Source organism: Cupriavidus sp. D39 (assembly GCF_026627925.1).
Lineage (GTDB): Bacteria > Pseudomonadota > Gammaproteobacteria > Burkholderiales > Burkholderiaceae > Cupriavidus > Cupriavidus ulmosensis.
This window is the reverse complement of sequence record NZ_JAPNLE010000009.1, coordinates 4,185,555-4,200,511: the sequence shown is the minus strand read 5'-3', so window position 1 is coordinate 4,200,511 and position 14,957 is coordinate 4,185,555. Positions and strand designations below refer to the sequence as shown.

At 66.5% G+C, this 14,957-nt stretch carries 12 protein-coding genes and 3 pseudogenes; 5 read left to right on the top strand and 10 right to left on the bottom strand.

The annotated features are described in order from the left end of the window. Positions 1-170 precede the first annotated feature (170 nt). The 3 genes and pseudogenes from OMK73_RS31620 to clsB form a co-directional block, all read right to left on the bottom strand. Positions 171-1,958 carry an acyl-CoA dehydrogenase C-terminal domain-containing protein gene (locus OMK73_RS31620; protein WP_267605491.1) on the bottom strand — a complete coding sequence of 596 codons (1,788 nt, stop codon included), beginning with the start codon at positions 1,956-1,958 and terminating at the stop codon, positions 171-173. Positions 1,959-2,031: 73 nt separating this feature from the next. Next, positions 2,032-2,607: a TetR/AcrR family transcriptional regulator gene (locus OMK73_RS31615; RefSeq protein ID WP_006156439.1), complete on the bottom strand. Its 576-nt coding sequence runs from the start codon at positions 2,605-2,607 to the stop codon at positions 2,032-2,034. 380 nt (positions 2,608-2,987) lie between these two features. After that, positions 2,988-4,246, bottom strand: a pseudogene (gene clsB / locus OMK73_RS31610) (cardiolipin synthase ClsB). Between clsB and OMK73_RS31605 the strand changes: the two are divergent. Together OMK73_RS31605 and mobB are read left to right on the top strand one after the other, a co-directional pair. Then, the gene (locus OMK73_RS31605; protein WP_267605490.1) at positions 4,245-4,391 is read left to right on the top strand and encodes a hypothetical protein; all 147 of its coding nucleotides are present in this window, start codon (positions 4,245-4,247) and stop codon (positions 4,389-4,391) included. The pseudogene clsB and the gene OMK73_RS31605 sit on opposite strands and share 2 nt — an antisense overlap. After that, entirely contained in the window at positions 4,388-4,945 is a 558-nt protein-coding gene (mobB, locus tag OMK73_RS31600; protein ID WP_267605489.1) for a molybdopterin-guanine dinucleotide biosynthesis protein B, read from the top strand. Before OMK73_RS31605 ends, mobB begins: the two co-directional genes overlap by 4 nt. Here the strand turns inward: mobB and OMK73_RS31595 are convergent. Continuing rightward, positions 4,930-5,529 carry a short chain dehydrogenase gene (locus OMK73_RS31595; protein WP_267605488.1) on the bottom strand — a complete coding sequence of 200 codons (600 nt, stop codon included), beginning with the start codon at positions 5,527-5,529 and terminating at the stop codon, positions 4,930-4,932. The genes mobB and OMK73_RS31595 overlap by 16 nt on opposite strands. A 135-nt stretch (positions 5,530-5,664) precedes the next feature. Between OMK73_RS31595 and OMK73_RS31590 the strand changes: the two are divergent. Next, positions 5,665-6,547 (top strand): annotated as a pseudogene (locus tag OMK73_RS31590) (LysR family transcriptional regulator). Between the two features lie 9 nt (positions 6,548-6,556). Here OMK73_RS31590 and OMK73_RS31585 read toward each other — a convergent pair. The 4 genes from OMK73_RS31585 to OMK73_RS31570 all read right to left on the bottom strand — a co-directional run bounded on the left by OMK73_RS31585 (position 6,557) and on the right by OMK73_RS31570 (position 9,885). After that, positions 6,557-7,345, bottom strand: coding sequence for an endonuclease/exonuclease/phosphatase family protein (locus OMK73_RS31585; RefSeq protein WP_267605487.1), 789 nt, complete (start codon positions 7,343-7,345; stop codon positions 6,557-6,559). Beyond that, positions 7,342-7,815 carry a dihydroneopterin triphosphate diphosphatase gene (gene nudB, locus OMK73_RS31580; protein ID WP_267605486.1) on the bottom strand — a complete coding sequence of 158 codons (474 nt, stop codon included), beginning with the start codon at positions 7,813-7,815 and terminating at the stop codon, positions 7,342-7,344. The genes OMK73_RS31585 and nudB overlap by 4 nt, the downstream gene beginning before the upstream one ends. 96 nt (positions 7,816-7,911) lie before the next feature. Beyond that, a complete protein-coding gene (locus tag OMK73_RS31575) occupies positions 7,912-8,799 on the bottom strand; it encodes a hypothetical protein (protein WP_267605485.1) in 888 nt (295 codons plus the stop codon). 189 nt (positions 8,800-8,988) lie between these two features. Further along, complete coding sequence (locus tag OMK73_RS31570; RefSeq protein ID WP_267605484.1) at positions 8,989-9,885, bottom strand: LysR family transcriptional regulator; 897 nt, start codon at positions 9,883-9,885, stop codon at positions 8,989-8,991. A gap of 129 nt (positions 9,886-10,014) precedes the next feature. On the opposite strand from OMK73_RS31570, the pseudogene speB reads away from it, so the two are divergent. Together speB and OMK73_RS31555 are read left to right on the top strand one after the other, a co-directional pair. Further along, positions 10,015-11,000: pseudogene (gene speB / locus OMK73_RS31560) on the top strand (agmatinase). A gap of 32 nt (positions 11,001-11,032) precedes the next feature. Next, on the top strand, positions 11,033-12,331 hold the full coding sequence (locus OMK73_RS31555) for an MFS transporter (RefSeq protein WP_267605483.1): 1,299 nt from the start codon (positions 11,033-11,035) through the stop codon (positions 12,329-12,331). 67 nt (positions 12,332-12,398) lie between these two features. Here the strand turns inward: OMK73_RS31555 and aspS are convergent, their stop codons facing one another. Together aspS and OMK73_RS31545 are read right to left on the bottom strand one after the other, a co-directional pair. Beyond that, positions 12,399-14,195 carry an aspartate--tRNA ligase gene (gene aspS / locus OMK73_RS31550; RefSeq protein WP_267606584.1) on the bottom strand — a complete coding sequence of 599 codons (1,797 nt, stop codon included), beginning with the start codon at positions 14,193-14,195 and terminating at the stop codon, positions 12,399-12,401. 49 nt (positions 14,196-14,244) lie between these two features. Then, positions 14,245-14,943, bottom strand: coding sequence for a DUF502 domain-containing protein (locus OMK73_RS31545; protein ID WP_267606583.1), 699 nt, complete (start codon positions 14,941-14,943; stop codon positions 14,245-14,247). Positions 14,944-14,957: the final 14 nt, after the last annotated feature.

The following is a 14,957-nucleotide window of genomic DNA, read 5'->3' as shown; positions in this document are numbered from 1 at the left end:
GGTGGGTTGGCTGCGCGCTGGCGCCGGTTCTGCTGTCGTTCCTGCTGCTGCCGGTGTGCTCCCCTCTCCCGCTTGCGGGAGAGGGAGCACACCATTGGCATCGACACCGTCAGAGCCAGTAGCCTGCGCCCGCGCTAAGACAACCGCATTAATTCAGGACAAACAATGCGTCAGAACAAATCCGCGTCCAGCGCCATCAGCGTGGCCGAGCCAGCGCGCGCCATGCGGATCTGCGAAGCCGTCTCCGGCAGCAGCTTGGCAAAGTAGAAGCGTGCGGTCGCCAGCTTGGTGGTGTAGAACTTGTCGCCGCCGGCTTCCTTCTCCAGCGCGATCTTGGCCATGCGGGCCCAGAAGTACGAGAACACCAGGTGGCCCACCACGCGCAGGTAAGGCACCGCGGCGGCACCGACTTCGTCGGGGTTGGCCATGGCCTTCATGCCGATTTCCATGGTGAGCTTCTGCACCTTGTCGCCCAGGTCGGCCAGCGGGTTGACGAACTCCTGCATGGCTTCGTTGGTGCCCTCTTCCTCGACGAACGCTTGCACGATCTTGCCGAAGGCCTTCATCTTGGCGCCCATGTCGCCCAGGATCTTGCGGCCCAGCAGGTCCAGTGCCTGGATGGTGTTGGTGCCTTCGTAGATCATGTTGATGCGCGCGTCGCGCACATATTGCTCCATGCCCCACTCGGCGATGTAGCCGTGGCCGCCAAAGACCTGCATGCCTTCGTTGGTGGCGGTGAACGCGTTGTCGGTCAGGAAGGCCTTGATCACGGGCGTGAGCAGCGCGACCAGGTCACCCGCTTCCTTGCGCACGGACTCGTCCGGGTGCGACAGCTCGCGGTCGATCTGCAGCGCGGTCCAGTAGCTGAACGCGCGGCCGCCTTCGGCAAAGGCCTTCTGCGTCAGCAGCATGCGGCGCACGTCCGGGTGCACGATGATCGGATCGGCCGGCTTGTCCGGTGCCTTGGGACCGGTCAGCGCGCGCATCTGCAGGCGGTCCTTGGCGTAAGCCAGTGAGTTCTGGTAGGCCACTTCGGTCAGGCCCAGGCCCTGCATGCCTACGCCCAGGCGGGCAGCGTTCATCATCACGAACATGGCGTTCAGGCCCTTGTTGGGCTCGCCCACCAGCCAGCCGCGCGCGCCGTCCAGGTTCATCACGCAGGTGGCATTGCCGTGGATGCCCATCTTGTGCTCGATCGAGCCGCACTTGATGCCGTTGCGCTCGCCCGGGTTGCCGTTGGCATCGGGGACGAACTTCGGCACCACGAACAGCGAGATGCCCTTGGTGCCCTGCGGTGCGTCCGGCAGGCGCGCCAGCACCAGGTGAATGATGTTGGCGGAGAGATCGTGCTCGCCGGCCGAGATAAAGATCTTGGTGCCGGTGATGGTGTAGGAACCGTCAGCCTGCGGCTCGGCCTTGCTGCGCAGGATGCCCAGGTCGGTGCCGCAATGCGGCTCGGTCAGGCACATGGTGCCGGTCCATTCGCCGGAGACCAGCTTGGGCAGGTACAGCTTCTGCAGCTCGGGCGTGCCGTGCGCGTGCAGCGCTTCATACGCGCCGTGCGACAGGCCGGGGTACATGGTCCACGCCTGGTTGGCCGAGTTCAGCATCTCGTACAAGGCGTTGTTGACCAGGATGGGCAGGCCCTGCCCGCCGTATTCCGGGTCGCAGCCCAGGGCCGGCCAGCCGGCTTCCACGTACTGCTTGTACGCTTCCTTGAAGCCCTTGGGCGCCGTCACCACGCCGTCGCCGACGTAGGTGCAGCCTTCGCGGTCGCCGCTCTGGTTGAGCGGGAATACTACCTCGGAGCAGAACTTGCCGGCTTCCTCAAGCACCTGGTTGATGGTGTCCGCGTCAACGTCGGCGTGCTTCGGCAGCGCCTTGAGTTCGGCTTCCACGCCGAGCAATTCATGGAGCACGAACTGCATGTCGCGCAACGGTGCGGTGTACTGGCCCATCAAAGACTCCTTGGAGGTTTGCAAAGCCGCTACGCCGCCCGTGCACGATCCGGCACGGGACGCCGCGGCGGCGTCAGGTACGGTAGGACTGAATCAATTTATTGAGCGCGACCATGGCGAGCTCGGCACTCGCGGGCAAGCGCAGGAAGCGGGCGTCATGATGCAAGCCTAGTTCAAGGCTGTACATTTCAAACAGCATCAGGCGCGGATCGCAATCCGCGCACAGGTGCCCCTCTTCCCGTGCCTGGTCGATGGCACGCGTGAGCGCGGCGCGCCAGATGGTGACGCTCTTGACGAGTTCGTCACGCACCGGGCTTTCCGCGCGGTCGTCGTACTCCACCGCCCCGCTGATGTAGATGCATCCCGTGGTCACTTCCTGGATGCGCTTTTCCATCCAGCGGCGCACCATGGACTGCAGGCGCGGCAGCCCGCGCGGCTCGTGCAGCGAAGGATAGAAAACCTCCTGCTCGAACCGGCGGTGATACTCGCGCACTACTTCCACCTGCAAGTCCTCGCGCGAACCGAAATGCGCGAAGACGCCGCTTTTGCTCATCTGCATGCGTTCCGCGAGCAGCCCGATGGTCAAGCCTTCGAGCCCGTCGCGGGACGACAATTCCAGCGCGGCATCCAGAATGGCCACGCGCGTCATTTCCCCTTGCGCATGGGCGCGGGGGACGCGGAAGTGGCGGATTCGAGACGAGCTGACTGGTGTCGCATGATTTTTTCTCCGTTCTTCGCGGCGCGAAACGGATCGCACCGCGTATGACCCTGACTTAATGCATTTTTTCGCTACCCGGCTGGCTGCTTCACCGCCTGGCAGACCCGAATGCACGCAGTCTAAGGCAAAAAGAACGACCGTTCAGATTATTGTGATCGCGCCCGCTGGCAGCAAGCTTTTAATTAGATCGGGGTTTCTAAACGCAGCGGCAGCGCTCCTGCGCTGCAACATGCCGCGACGCAGCAAGATAGCGATCATTGTTGCCGCGCGTGATGCACAGCAACATCGCCCCGCGCAGTATTGTCCCGCGATCAGTAGCGCCCTGTCACGCCGGCGATGATCACGCCGACACGCAGCACCATATAGGCGGTCCAGCTCGCCATCCGGCGCACCGCCGAGCGGCGCGCGTGCGTGGCGGCCTTGACCTCGACGCTGCGCGAGGCAATGGCATGCTCCAGTTCCTGGCGCAGCTCAGCGCAAAACGCGCTGTCATAGACGGCCACATTGGCCTCGCGCGCCAGCAGCAGGCTGAATGGATCCATATTGCTGGAGCCCACCGTGGCCCAGGCGTCATCTACCACGGCTACCTTGGCGTGCAGGAAACTATCGGCGTATTCGTGGATCTCCACGCCGGCCGCAAGCAAGGTCGCGTAGAGCGAGTGGGTCGCATAGTGCTGCAAACGATACTCCACCATGCCCTGCAGCAACAGCCGCACGCGCACCCCCGCTTGCGGCAGGCCAGCAGGGCGCGGCGCATCTTGTGCCCAGGCAGGAAGTACGCGTTGGCAATGATCACTTCCCGCCGCGCGCCACCCAGTGCTTGCAGGTACTGGCGCTCGATGGCGCGGCGGTTGCGCAGGTTGTCGCGCAGCAGCAGCACGGCGCGCATGCCGCCGGCCTGGTCCTGGCGCGCCAGCGGCAGGTCGGTGATCAGCGGAAACTCCGCCGCCACCCCCGCCAGGCCAACGCTGCGCATTTCGCCGCGCAGCGATAGCTGCCACCACAGGCGCTCGGCGGTCAGCGCGATCTGGTTGACCAGCGGGCCCCGCACCTCCACCGCGAAGTCGTAGCGGGGGCCGAGCCCGGCGCCCTCGAGGGGCCCGTGGTTGTGGTCATCGATGATGTTGATGCCGCCAACAAAGCCGATCTGCTGGTCGATCACGGCCAGCTTGCGGTGCAGCCGGCGCAAGTTGCGCCGCGCCAGGCTGAAACGGCGCAGGGGACGGAAGATCTTGAGGTACACGCCACCTTCGCGCAGCCGCGCGGCAAGCCCCGCCGGCATGTCGCCGGCGCCGAAGCCGTCCACCACCAGGTGCACGGCCACGCCCCGCCCGGCAGCGCGGATCAGCGCGTCGCTCACCGCCATGCCGACCGCATCGTCGGCGTAGATGTAGGTCTCGAGCGAAACCGAGAATGCAGCCTGGTCGATCGCGGCAACCAGGGCCGGGAAGAACTCGTTGCCGCCGCGCAGCAAGCGGACCGCGTTGCCGCCCAGAGGCCTGCCGCGGCGCCATTCGGAGCGCAGCGGGCCGGCGTGCTTCGGCGGGCGTGGGAGCGGAATCGATGACATGAGCCACATTATCAGGCACGCCGATGTCCTGTGCGTGCGCCAGGCGACGCGCGCGGCGCGCACAACGTGTGGGGCCATGCGCGCCGCCGCGGCCATTCTCTGCTATCGTCGCCGCTTTATCCCCTCGCAGCCCCCGACATCGTGAAGGTTTTCGGCATCTCCGGTACGTCCGGCAGCGGCAAGACCACGTTGCTGGATCAACTGATCCCGCGCTTGGTCGCCGCCGGCCTGCGCGTGGCCGGCGTCAAGCACACCCATCATGGCTTTGACCCGGACACCCCGGGCAAGGACTCCTGGCGCATGCGCCAGGCCGGCTGCGCCAATGTCGTGCTGGTAGGCGCGCGGCACCTCACGCTGATGCGCCACTACCCGGAAGCCGAGGCCTCGCCGGAGCTGGCCGACGCGCTGGCCGTGCTGCCCGCCGACATGGACCTGGTGCTGGTGGAAGGCTACAAGCGCAGCGACTTCCCCAAGCTGGAAGTGTTCCGGCCGGACCTGGGCACGCCGCCGCTATGGCCGGAGGTGCCGAGCATCATGGCCGTCGCCAGCGACCAGCCGCAGGCGGTGGCCGCGCTCACCGCCCTGCCCGTGCTGGACCTGGCGGACCTCGACGCGATCTGCCAGCTGATCCGAGACAGTGCGCTCGAGCTCACGCCTGCACTGGCTGCTGCCCTGGCGCAGCCTCACCAGACGCGATAGACATGCCCGCTGCGCGGCCCTTCCACGCTGCGCTGGAAGGCCAGCGCGACGCGCGCGGCCGGCACCGGCTCGTAGCCGGGGAAGAAATCGCCATAAGCGGCCCATGACTCCTGCACCACGGTCGGGCTGACCACATTGATGCGCAGGCCACGCTCGAGCTCCGGCGCCGCGCTGCGCACGAACCCTTCCAGCGCCGCATTGACGCTACCGGGATTGGCGCCCATGCGGATCGGCTCGCTGCCGACAATGCCGCTGGTGAGCGTGATCGAGCCGCCATCGCTCAGGAAGTGCTGGCCAACCAGCGCCAGCCGCACCTGCCCCAGCAGCTTGTCCTGCAGCCCGATCTCGAAATCCTCGGCCCGCATCTGCGCAAGCGGCCCGAAGAACAGGCTCCCGGTGGTGGCGATGATCGCGTCCACCCGGCCAATGCCTTCGAACAAGGCTTGCACCGACTCCGGCCGGGTCAGGTCGACCCGGTGATCGCCGCGCGACTTTCCCACCCGTACCACTTCATGGCGAGCCGACAGGTTCTTTGCCACCGCCTGGCCGAGCGTTCCGCTGGCTCCGATCACAACAATTTTCATCGCATTCCCCATGGTTCCGATTGTTTGGGATGATGGAATTCCTTCCCGTATCATCAGGAATGCATTGTGAAAGTGGATTCATGGCAGATAAATGGGCTAGGATTTCGCGCATCCCTAATAATTAATTAGCAATCGATGGACAAGCTGCGCAGCATGGAAGTGTTTGCCGCCGCTGCCGAAGCCGGCAGCTTCAGCGCCTGCGCCGATGCGCTCGGCCTGTCGGCGGTGATGGTGGGCAAGCATGTCGGCCAATTGGAGCGGCATCTAGGCGTGCGCCTGCTGCAACGCAGCACGCGCCGCCAGAGCCTGACCGAAGCCGGCCGCCTGTTCCTGGAGGAATGCCGGCAGATCCTGGAACGCGTGCGCAACGCGGAGACCGTGGCGGAACGCCTGCACAGCCAGCCGCGCGGCCGCCTGCGCCTGACCGCGCCGGTGACGCTGGGCGAGACGGCGGTGGCCGAGGCGGTATCGGCCTACCTGCTGCGATATCCGGAAGTCACGGTGGAACTGGTGCTTGACGACGCCTTTAACGACCTGATTGCCGATGGCTTCGACGCCGCCGTGCGCATCGGCGCGCTAGCCAGCTCCGACCATCTGGTGGCGCGGCCGTTGCGGCCGTATCGCATGGCGATCTGCGCGGCGCCGGCCTACCTGGCGCAAGCGGGCCATCCGCGCACGCTGGCGGACCTGGCCAGGCACCGTTGCCTGAATCATCTGTTGTGGCCGCAAGGCATGGGGTGGCCGGCACCCGGAGACGGTGCGGCGGCGGTACCATCCGCGCCGCTGACGGCCAACAACGGCCAGGCGCTGCGGCGCGCGGCGTTGGCTGGCTGTGGGGTGGTGATGCAGCCGGAAGTGCTGCTGGCGGCGAGACATCGCCGCCGGACTGCTGGTGCCGCTGCTGGAGGACACCATGCCGGCGCCAAGGCCGGTGCACCTGCTTTATCCGCGCGACCCGCGGCCGCTGCCCAAGCAGGCCTGTTTTGTTGACATCATGCTGGAGAAAATGGGGGCTTGAGGACAGCCCTCAGGAAGACGTGCCCACCTTGACCTTGTGGGCAACCGGCCGTTCCGGCACGGCAATGCGGGCAAGCTCCGCCATCAAGGGGACGTGGTCCGAGCGCTGGGCCCAGTCGCGGCCGGTCAGCGCGCTGGCGTGCTCGATCTCGAAGCCGCGCACATAGATGCGGTCGAGTTGCCACCAGGGCATGTGGCTGGGAAAGGTATGCAGCCGCGCGCCGCCGGCGGAGGACACCTCCGTCGCCCCGAGCGTGGTGCAGATCAGGTTGTCGAGCCGGTGGTTCCAGTCATTGAAATCTCCGGCGATCACCAGCGGCGCCTCCGCTGGCACCACATCTTGCACCCGCTTGACCAGCGCCTCCGCCTGCCGCGCGCGGCTGCGCGCGAACAAGCCGAAATGCACGCAGATCAGGTGGGCCTCGACCCCGTGCATGTCCGCCACCGCGTGCAGCAGGCCGCGCTGCTCGAAGCGATGATCGGAGATGTCGAGGTTTTCCGACATCAGGATGGGATGGCGCGACAGGATGGCATTGCCGTGGTGCCCGTGGTCGTACACCGCATTGCGCCCGTAGACCGAATGCGGATACGCGTCGGTCGCCAGGTAGTTGAGCTGGGTGTAATCGGGATCGAACAACGCCGCCGCCACCAGGCGGTCATTGCGGTCCTGCACTTCCTGCAGGAAGACGATGTCGGCGTTGACCACGTGCAGGCCGTCGCGCACGTTGTGGATCCGGGACTTGCCCTTGATGCCGGTCACGCCTTTGTGAATGTTGTAGGTGACGACGCGCAGCCTCATAGGTCCGCTCCACAGGCCGTACGCTGCCCCTGCACCCGCCAGCCCAGCTGCAGCACCGCCTCGGCGTTGCTGGTCGAGAAGCAGAGCACGGCGGCTTCCCGCCACGGCAGCCACTGATACTGCAGGTGCTCGCGTGGCGCTAGCGTCACCGGCTGCGGCTGCGCCACGCACAGGCCAAACCAGTGCTCGGTATTGCGCGTCACGCCGGGTGCGTAGCGGTGGCGCCACTGCGGGTAGATTTCGTAATCGATGGTGTGCTGCCAGTCTTGCAGTTGGTGCTCGGCGGCGATCAGCCCGGTTTCCTCGGCCACCTCGCGCGCGGCCGTCAGCGCCAGCGGCTCATCCGGCGTGTCCAGGCTGCCGGTGACGGACTGCCAGTAGCCCGGCCGGTCGGCGCGCTCGATCAACAGCACTTGCAGGTCCGGCGTGTGAATCACAACCAGGACGGATTCAGGAATTTTGTAGGGCATGGGGATAGGACAGACGGCGTCCCCAAGCTTACCGCAGATGCGCCCGGGCGCCATGGGAAACATGGCCGCCGGGACAGCCTCCCGGGCCCGACCCAGTCATGCAGCGTAGGCGCTAGGCTGAACCGGCGTCTCGCGCAACCAGGTTTCGAACACGCCCGGCGAGTCGCCGTGGCCCCACGCGGCGCGCAGTTGCTGCATCAACGGGGTGAGCGCCTGCGTGTACTCGCGCGAAGCCGCTTGGGCATGCGCCGCCAGGCGGTCGGCGCATTGCTGGAGTTGCGCCTGCAACTTCGCGCGCTCCTGTGCGATCTCCTTCTCGCGCACACCCAGCGCGTTGTATTTCTGGATCAGGAAGCGCTGGTAGTCCCCGCCTTCCATGCCCTGGGCCGCCTGCGCGTTGACCTGCTCGAAGCGCATCACGATGCTGCCGGTTTCCTGCTCGATATGCGTGGCCTCCGCAGCCAGCGCCTGCAAGCCGTCCTGCAGGCGCAAGGCCTCGCGGCGCTCGTCGCGCAGTTGCGCGGCGTACGCATCGAAGCCGCGCTGGGCCGTCAGGTAAGCCTGCACCACCGGCTGCGGCGCCACCACCAGCAAAGGATCCGCGCCGCCGGCGCGGCTGCCCTGCAACAGGGCCTCGTCGGCCAGCCTCAGGTTGCCAAGGTCCTCCAGCCAGCGTCCGCGCGCCATGACGGTGCCCACCGTATCCAGCGCCACCCGGCGCAGGGCCTCGGCGCGCTGCATCTCCACCGGCTCCAGCATCGGCGCGCCACCGCCGCCGGTCTGCGCGGCATGGGCGATATCCGGCACGCAAGCCGCCACCGTGGTCGCCACGGACTCCGACATGGCCACCGCCGAGCGGCGCACCGCGCGGCGCAGCTCGAAACGCGCCAGCAGCATCATCACCAGCCCGGCCACCAGCCAGGTGACGATGGTTTCGGCATGAGCCAGTAAAAACTGGCGAATCAGTTCAACATCCAGGGACACGGCAGATTCCTCCCGCGCGGCCGGCGTGCCTTCGAAATGGGCTTGCGGCTTGGCGCTATAAAGGGAGAAGACTGGCCCGGAGGGGGCTTCGTTCCGCGATGTAACAATTGGAAACCAGCCATTGGTGCCGGCTGTGGCACGTGGCGCGTCAGAGACCGCGCCGCCGAACTTGAGCGGATCTTCCGCGCTTCAGGCGTGCGCCGCCTTCATGTCGGCAATGAAGGCGTCCAGCAGGTCGTTGCGGTGCGGCTTGCGGCGCACCACCATGTCGAACGGTACGTCATAGCGCATCGCGTCCGGCGCGAGCGGGGCCAGCTGTCCCTGCTGCACATAGGGCGCCGCGAAATGCGCCGGCAAGTACCCAAGGTGGCGGCCGGACAGCACCAGCATCGCCACCGCTTCCATATTGTCCGCCACTGCCGTCACCAGCCGGTCTCCCGGCGAACCCGCCGCCTCCGGCAGCGGATAGCTGCGCCAGGCCCACGCATGGCCGAGCGCGACCGCCGGGTCGACGCGCCCGGCCTCGGCGAAGAGCGGATGGCTGCGTCCGGCATAGGCGAGCTGCGTCTCGTGAAAGATGGTCGTGTAGTCCAGCGCCGGCACACGGTGCCAGAAGTAGCCGATGCCCATGTGGATCTTGCCGTCCAGCAGCAGCCCTTCCAGCTCTCCCGGCGAGCGCACCAACACGGAGAAATGCACGGATTCGTCCCGTTGGCGGAAGCGCTCGATTGCCTGGCTGATACGTGCATTGGCGCTCACCGGCGTATGCCCGATCAAGCCCAGGCTGAGCGTGCCCACCAATGTGCGGCCCACCTTGCGCGCTTCCGCGCCAAAGACATCCAGCGCCGTCAGCAGCTTGCGCCCGGACTCGACAAATTGCTGACCCCGCGGGGTCAGCCGGAAACCGCTGCGCCCCCGCTCGCACAGCCGGTAGCCCAACCGCGTTTCCAGCGTCGAAAGCTGCGTGCTGATGGTGGATTGGCTGACGTTGAGCGTCGCCTGCGCAGGCGTGATGCCATTGGCATCCACCACCGCCAGGAAAACGCGAATCAGGCGCAGGTCAAGATCGGAAGGTTGTCCCAGCATGATCGATACATCGAGCCGAATCAATGTTTGGTTCAGAGATTTCGCATTCTACGCGTTGGAGCAATCGGAAAGAATGCGGGTGTCTCTACCAGAATGTGCCGCCGAACGCGGCATGATGAATCGATCGCCATGCATGCAAACACGCTACCCCACCCGGCCGGTGAGGCCGAACCCTTCCAGCCGATGTCCGGCAACGCCATGCCGCGCTTCGGCGGCATCGCCACCATGATGCGGCTGCCCGCCGCCGCGAGCACCGCCGGGCTGGATGCCTGCTTCGTCGGCGTGCCATTCGACCTGGGCACGTCCAACCGTAACGGCGCGCGCCTGGGGCCCCGCCAGATCCGGGCCGAATCCGTGCTGCTGCGCCCCTACAACATGGCCACGCGCGCCGCCCCTTCGATTCGCTGCGCGTGGCCGACATCGGCGACGTGGCGACCAATCCATACAACCTGCATGACTCCATCGCGCGCATCGAGGCGGCTTACCGCGACATCATCGCCACGGGTTGCCGCCCGGTCGGGCTGGGCGGCGACCACACTGTCACGCTGCCGATCCTGCGCGCCATGCACGCCAGGTATGGCCGCCTCGGGCTGATCCATGTCGACGCGCATGCCGACGTGAACGACACCATGTTCGGCGAGAAGATCGCGCACGGCACGCCGTTCCGTCGTGCCGTGGAGGAGGGGCTGCTCGATTGCGGCCGTGTGGTGCAGATCGGCCTGCGTGGCACCGGCTATGCCGCCGAGGATTTCGACTGGTGCCGCCAGCAGGGCTTTCGCGTGATCACGGCCGAAGCATGCTGGTACCGGTCGCTGGCACCGCTGATGGAGGAAGTCAGCGCGCGCCTGCAGGGCGGCCCGGTCTACATCAGTTTCGACATCGACGGCATCGACCCAGCCTACGCGCCTGGCACCGGCACGCCGGAGATCGGCGGGCTGACGGTGCCGCAGGCGCTGGAGATCGTACGTGGCGCGCGCGGGCTGGATATCGTCGGCGCTGACCTGGTCGAGGTATCGCCGCCGTACGACCCGTTCGGCACCACGGCGCTGCTCGGGGCCAATCTGGCGTTCGAACTACTGTGCGTGCTGCCCGGCGTCGAGTACCGCGGCGCCTGAATCCCTCCCCGACAATAATCAGGAGACCCACCATGCAGACTACCCAGCCTGCTCCCCAGCCGCGCCGCGCGGCCCTGGCATCGTTTGTCGGCACCACCATCGAGTGGTATGACTTCTACAGCTACGCCACCGCCGCGGCGCTGGTGTTCGGGCCGCTGTTCTTCCCCGGAGAGAGTCGCCTGCTGAGCCTGCTGGCCTCGTTCGGCTCGTTCGCCATCGGCTTTCTGGCGCGGCCCATTGGCGGCGTGCTGTTCGGCCGCATCGGCGATCGCCTCGGGCGCAAGCGCGCGCTCATGGGCACGCTGTCCTTGATGGCCATCGCCACGGTGCTGATCGGCTGCCTGCCGACGTATGCGCAGGCCGGATGGATCGCGCCCGTGGCGCTGGTGGCGCTGCGCGTGCTGCAAGGCATTGCGGTCGGCGGCGAGTGGGGCGGCGCGGTGTTGCTGGCGGGCGAGCACGCGCCGGCCGGCCGGCGCGCCTTCTTCGCCTCGTTCGCGCAGCTTGGCAGCGCGGGCGGGCTGATCCTGGCGATGCTGGCCTTCAGCGCCGTGGGCCGGCTCGATCACGACGCCCTCATGCAATGGGGCTGGCGCCTGCCCTTCCTGGCCAGCGCGGTGCTGCTGGCGGTCGGCTTCGTGATCCGGCGCTCGGTCAATGAATCGCCTGAGTTCGAGACCATGCAGGCCACCGGCGACGTGGCCGGCCAGCCACTGGCCGAAGCACTACGCGCGTGGCCGCTGATCGTGCTGGCGATCGGCGCCAACGTGTACGGCATCGCCGGCGTGTACTTCAGCAACATCTTCATGATCTCGTATGCGACGCAGTACCTGGCGCTGGACCGGGCAATGATTCTCGACTGCATGTTCTGGGTGGCGGTGCTGCAGTTCTTCGTACAGCTGGGCGCAGCGCATCTGGCCGACCGCTTCGGCACCCGGCGCGTGCTCGCCATCGTCGCCGCTTTCGCCATCGTGGTGCCGTTCGTCATGCTGCCCCTGGTGCGCATGGGGCAGCCGCACACGGTATTCCTGGGCATCGCCATCGCCACGCTATGCGAATCGGGCTATTACGCCGTCATTGCCGGCTTTGTCACCGGCATGTTCGCCGCGCGCATCCGCTACACCGCCATCTCGCTGTCGTACCAGGTGTGCGGCGCCTTCGCCGGCGGCCTGACGCCGCTGCTGGCAACGCTGCTGGCGGACAGGTTCTTCCCGCAGTGGTGGCCGATGGCGGTGTTCTATGCGGGCTCTGCGGCGCTATCGCTGGTGTGCGTGGTGTGGGTGGGGCGGGCGCGAGAGGCAGGCCTACCCGCAACCGCGGCGAGCGTTTAGGGCGATAGGGATAAAACAAAAAGGCCGCGCTTGCGCGCGGCCCTTCTCAAGCAGGCGAAAGCCCGGCTCAGGCGGTCTTCGGCTCTGCAGCGCGCAGGCGGATATGCAACTCGCGCAGTTGCTTCTCGTCGACCGAGCTCGGCGCTTGCGTGAGCAAGTCTTGCGCGCGCTGGGTCTTGGGGAAGGCGATCACGTCGCGGATCGAATCGGCGCCGGCCATCATGGTGACGATGCGGTCCAGGCCGAAGGCCAGGCCGCCGTGCGGGGGCGCGCCGTATTGCAGCGCGTCCAGCAGGTAGCCGAACTTGGCACGTGCTTCTTCCTCGCCGATCTTCAGGGCGCGGAACACCTTGCTCTGCACGTCCTCGCGGAAGATCCGCACCGAGCCACCGCCCATTTCCCAGCCGTTCAGGACCATGTCATAGGCCTTGGCGATGCACTTGCCCGGATCGGTTTCCAGGTATTGCAGGTGCTCATCCTTGGGGCTGGTGAACGGGTGGTGCATGGCGACCCAGCGGGCATCTTCCTCGTCGTACTCGAACATCGGGAAGTCGATCACCCACAGCGGCTTCCACACGTCCTCGAACAGGCCGTGGGTCTTGCCGAACTCGGAGTGGCCGATCTTCAGGCGCAGGCCGCCGATGGCGTCGTTGACGACCTTGGCCTTGTCCGCGCCGAAGAAGATGATGTCGCCGTCCTTGGCGCCGGTGCGCTTCAGGATCTCGGCGATGGCCGCGTCGTGCAGGTTCTTGACGATCGGCGATTGCAGGCCGTCGCGGCCCTTGGCCACTTCGTTGACCTTGATCCAGGCCAGGCCCTTGGCACCGTAGATGGCGACGAACTGGGTGTAGGCATCGATCTCGCTGCGCGAGATGGCGGCGCCGCCCGGCACGCACAGGCCGACCACGCGGCCGTTCTCGCTGTTGGCGGGGCCGGCGAACACCTTGAAGTCGACGTCCTTCATGGCGTCGGTCAGTTCGGTGAATTCGAGCTTGACGCGCAGGTCAGGCTTGTCCGAACCGAAGCGGGCCATGGCTTCGCGGAATTCCATCACCGGGAAGCTGGCGTCCAGGTCGACGTCGATGGCGTTCTTGAACACCGTGCGCATCATGTCCTCGAACAGGTCGCGGATCTCCTGCTCGTTCAGGAACGAGGTCTCGCAGTCGATCTGCGTGAACTCGGGCTGGCGGTCGGCGCGCAGGTCCTCGTCGCGGAAGCACTTGGTGATCTGGTAGTAGCGGTCGAAGCCCGACACCATCAGCATCTGCTTGAAGATCTGCGGCGATTGCGGCAGCGCGAAGAAGTGGCCCGGGTTGGTCCGCGACGGCACCAGGTAGTCGCGCGCGCCTTCGGGCGTGCTCTTGCCCAGCATCGGGGTCTCGATGTCGATGAAGCCTTGCGCGTCCAGGTACTTGCGCACTTCCATGGCCACCTTGTAGCGCAGGCGCAGGTTGTACTGCATCTGCGGGCGGCGCAGGTCCAGCACGCGGTGCGTCAGGCGGGTGGTCTCGGACAGGTTGTCGTCGTCGAGCTGGAACGGGGGCGTCACCGACGGGTTGAGCACGGTCAGCTCATGGCACAGCACCTCGATCTTGCCCGAGGTCAGGTTGGCGTTCTCGGTGCCGGCCGGACGCGGGCGGACCTTGCCCGTGACGCGGATGCAGAACTCGTTGCGGATCTCTTCGGCAGCCTTGAACATTTCCGGGCGATCGGGATCGCACACCACCTGCACCAGGCCTTCGCGGTCGCGCAGGTCGATGAAGATCACGCCACCGTGATCGCGGCGACGCTGCACCCAGCCGGTGAGGGCCACTTCCTGGCCCGACAGTTCTTCGGTCACGAGACCGCAATAGTGAGTACGCATGGACATAAGAGAATTCCCGGAATAACGCGGCCGCCGATGCGGCCGGCGATCAATCTGAATGCGATGAGCCGGCGGACTCGGCGAGGGTTTCTGCCTGCGCTTCGCCGGCGCGCACCGAGCCGCTCTTGCGTGGCAGCTCGGTCGGCGCCACCACGCCCATCGAGACGATGTACTTCAGCGCGGCGTCGACGGTCATGTCGAGTTCGATGGTATCGGCCTTGGGCATCATCAGGAAGAAGCCCGAGGTCGGATTAGGCGTGGTCGGCACGTAGACGCTGACATACTCGCCCTGCAAATGATTCTGCACGTCGCCGCCGGGACGGCCGGTCAGGAAGGCGATGGTCCACGAGCCCTCACGCGGGTACTGCACCAGCAGCGCCTTGCGAAAGGCATTGCCCGACGAGGAGAGCAGCGTGTCCGAGACCTGCTTGACGCTGGTGTAGATCGGCCCGACCACCGGGATATGGCGCAGCAGCGCTTCCCACCAGCGCACCAGGCGCTGGCCGATGAAGTTGTGGGTCAGCAGGCCGACCAGCAGGATGAACACCACCGTCAGGATGGCGCCCAGGCCCGGGATGCGCACCTTGAACAGCTCGACAGGCTGCCAGGCCTGAGGCAGCAGGGCCAGGCTCTGGTCCATGGTGCTGATGACCAGGTTCAACACCCACAGCGTGATGCCCAGCGGCACCAGCACCAATAGCCCGGTGAGGAACCAGGTCTTGAGGGCGGAAGTCTTCTTCGCCGGCACGATGCGTTCTGCCT

Excerpts from the sequence above, each read along its gene's own strand:
- OMK73_RS31555 (WP_267605483.1), top strand. The coding sequence starts at position 11,033 with ATGCAGACTACCCAGCCTGCTCCCCAGCCGCGCCGCGCGGCCCTGGCA.
- OMK73_RS31605 (WP_267605490.1), top strand. The coding sequence starts at position 4,245 with ATGAGCCACATTATCAGGCACGCCGATGTCCTGTGCGTGCGCCAGGCG.
- OMK73_RS31570 (WP_267605484.1), bottom strand. The coding sequence starts at position 9,885 with ATGCTGGGACAACCTTCCGATCTTGACCTGCGCCTGATTCGCGTTTTC.
- OMK73_RS31595 (WP_267605488.1), bottom strand. The coding sequence starts at position 5,529 with ATGAAAATTGTTGTGATCGGAGCCAGCGGAACGCTCGGCCAGGCGGTG.
- OMK73_RS31615 (WP_006156439.1), bottom strand. The coding sequence starts at position 2,607 with ATGACGCGCGTGGCCATTCTGGATGCCGCGCTGGAATTGTCGTCCCGC.
- nudB (WP_267605486.1), bottom strand. The coding sequence starts at position 7,815 with ATGCCCTACAAAATTCCTGAATCCGTCCTGGTTGTGATTCACACGCCG.
- OMK73_RS31585 (WP_267605487.1), bottom strand. The coding sequence starts at position 7,345 with ATGAGGCTGCGCGTCGTCACCTACAACATTCACAAAGGCGTGACCGGC.
- aspS (WP_267606584.1), bottom strand. The coding sequence starts at position 14,195 with ATGCGTACTCACTATTGCGGTCTCGTGACCGAAGAACTGTCGGGCCAG.
- OMK73_RS31620 (WP_267605491.1), bottom strand. The coding sequence starts at position 1,958 with ATGGGCCAGTACACCGCACCGTTGCGCGACATGCAGTTCGTGCTCCAT.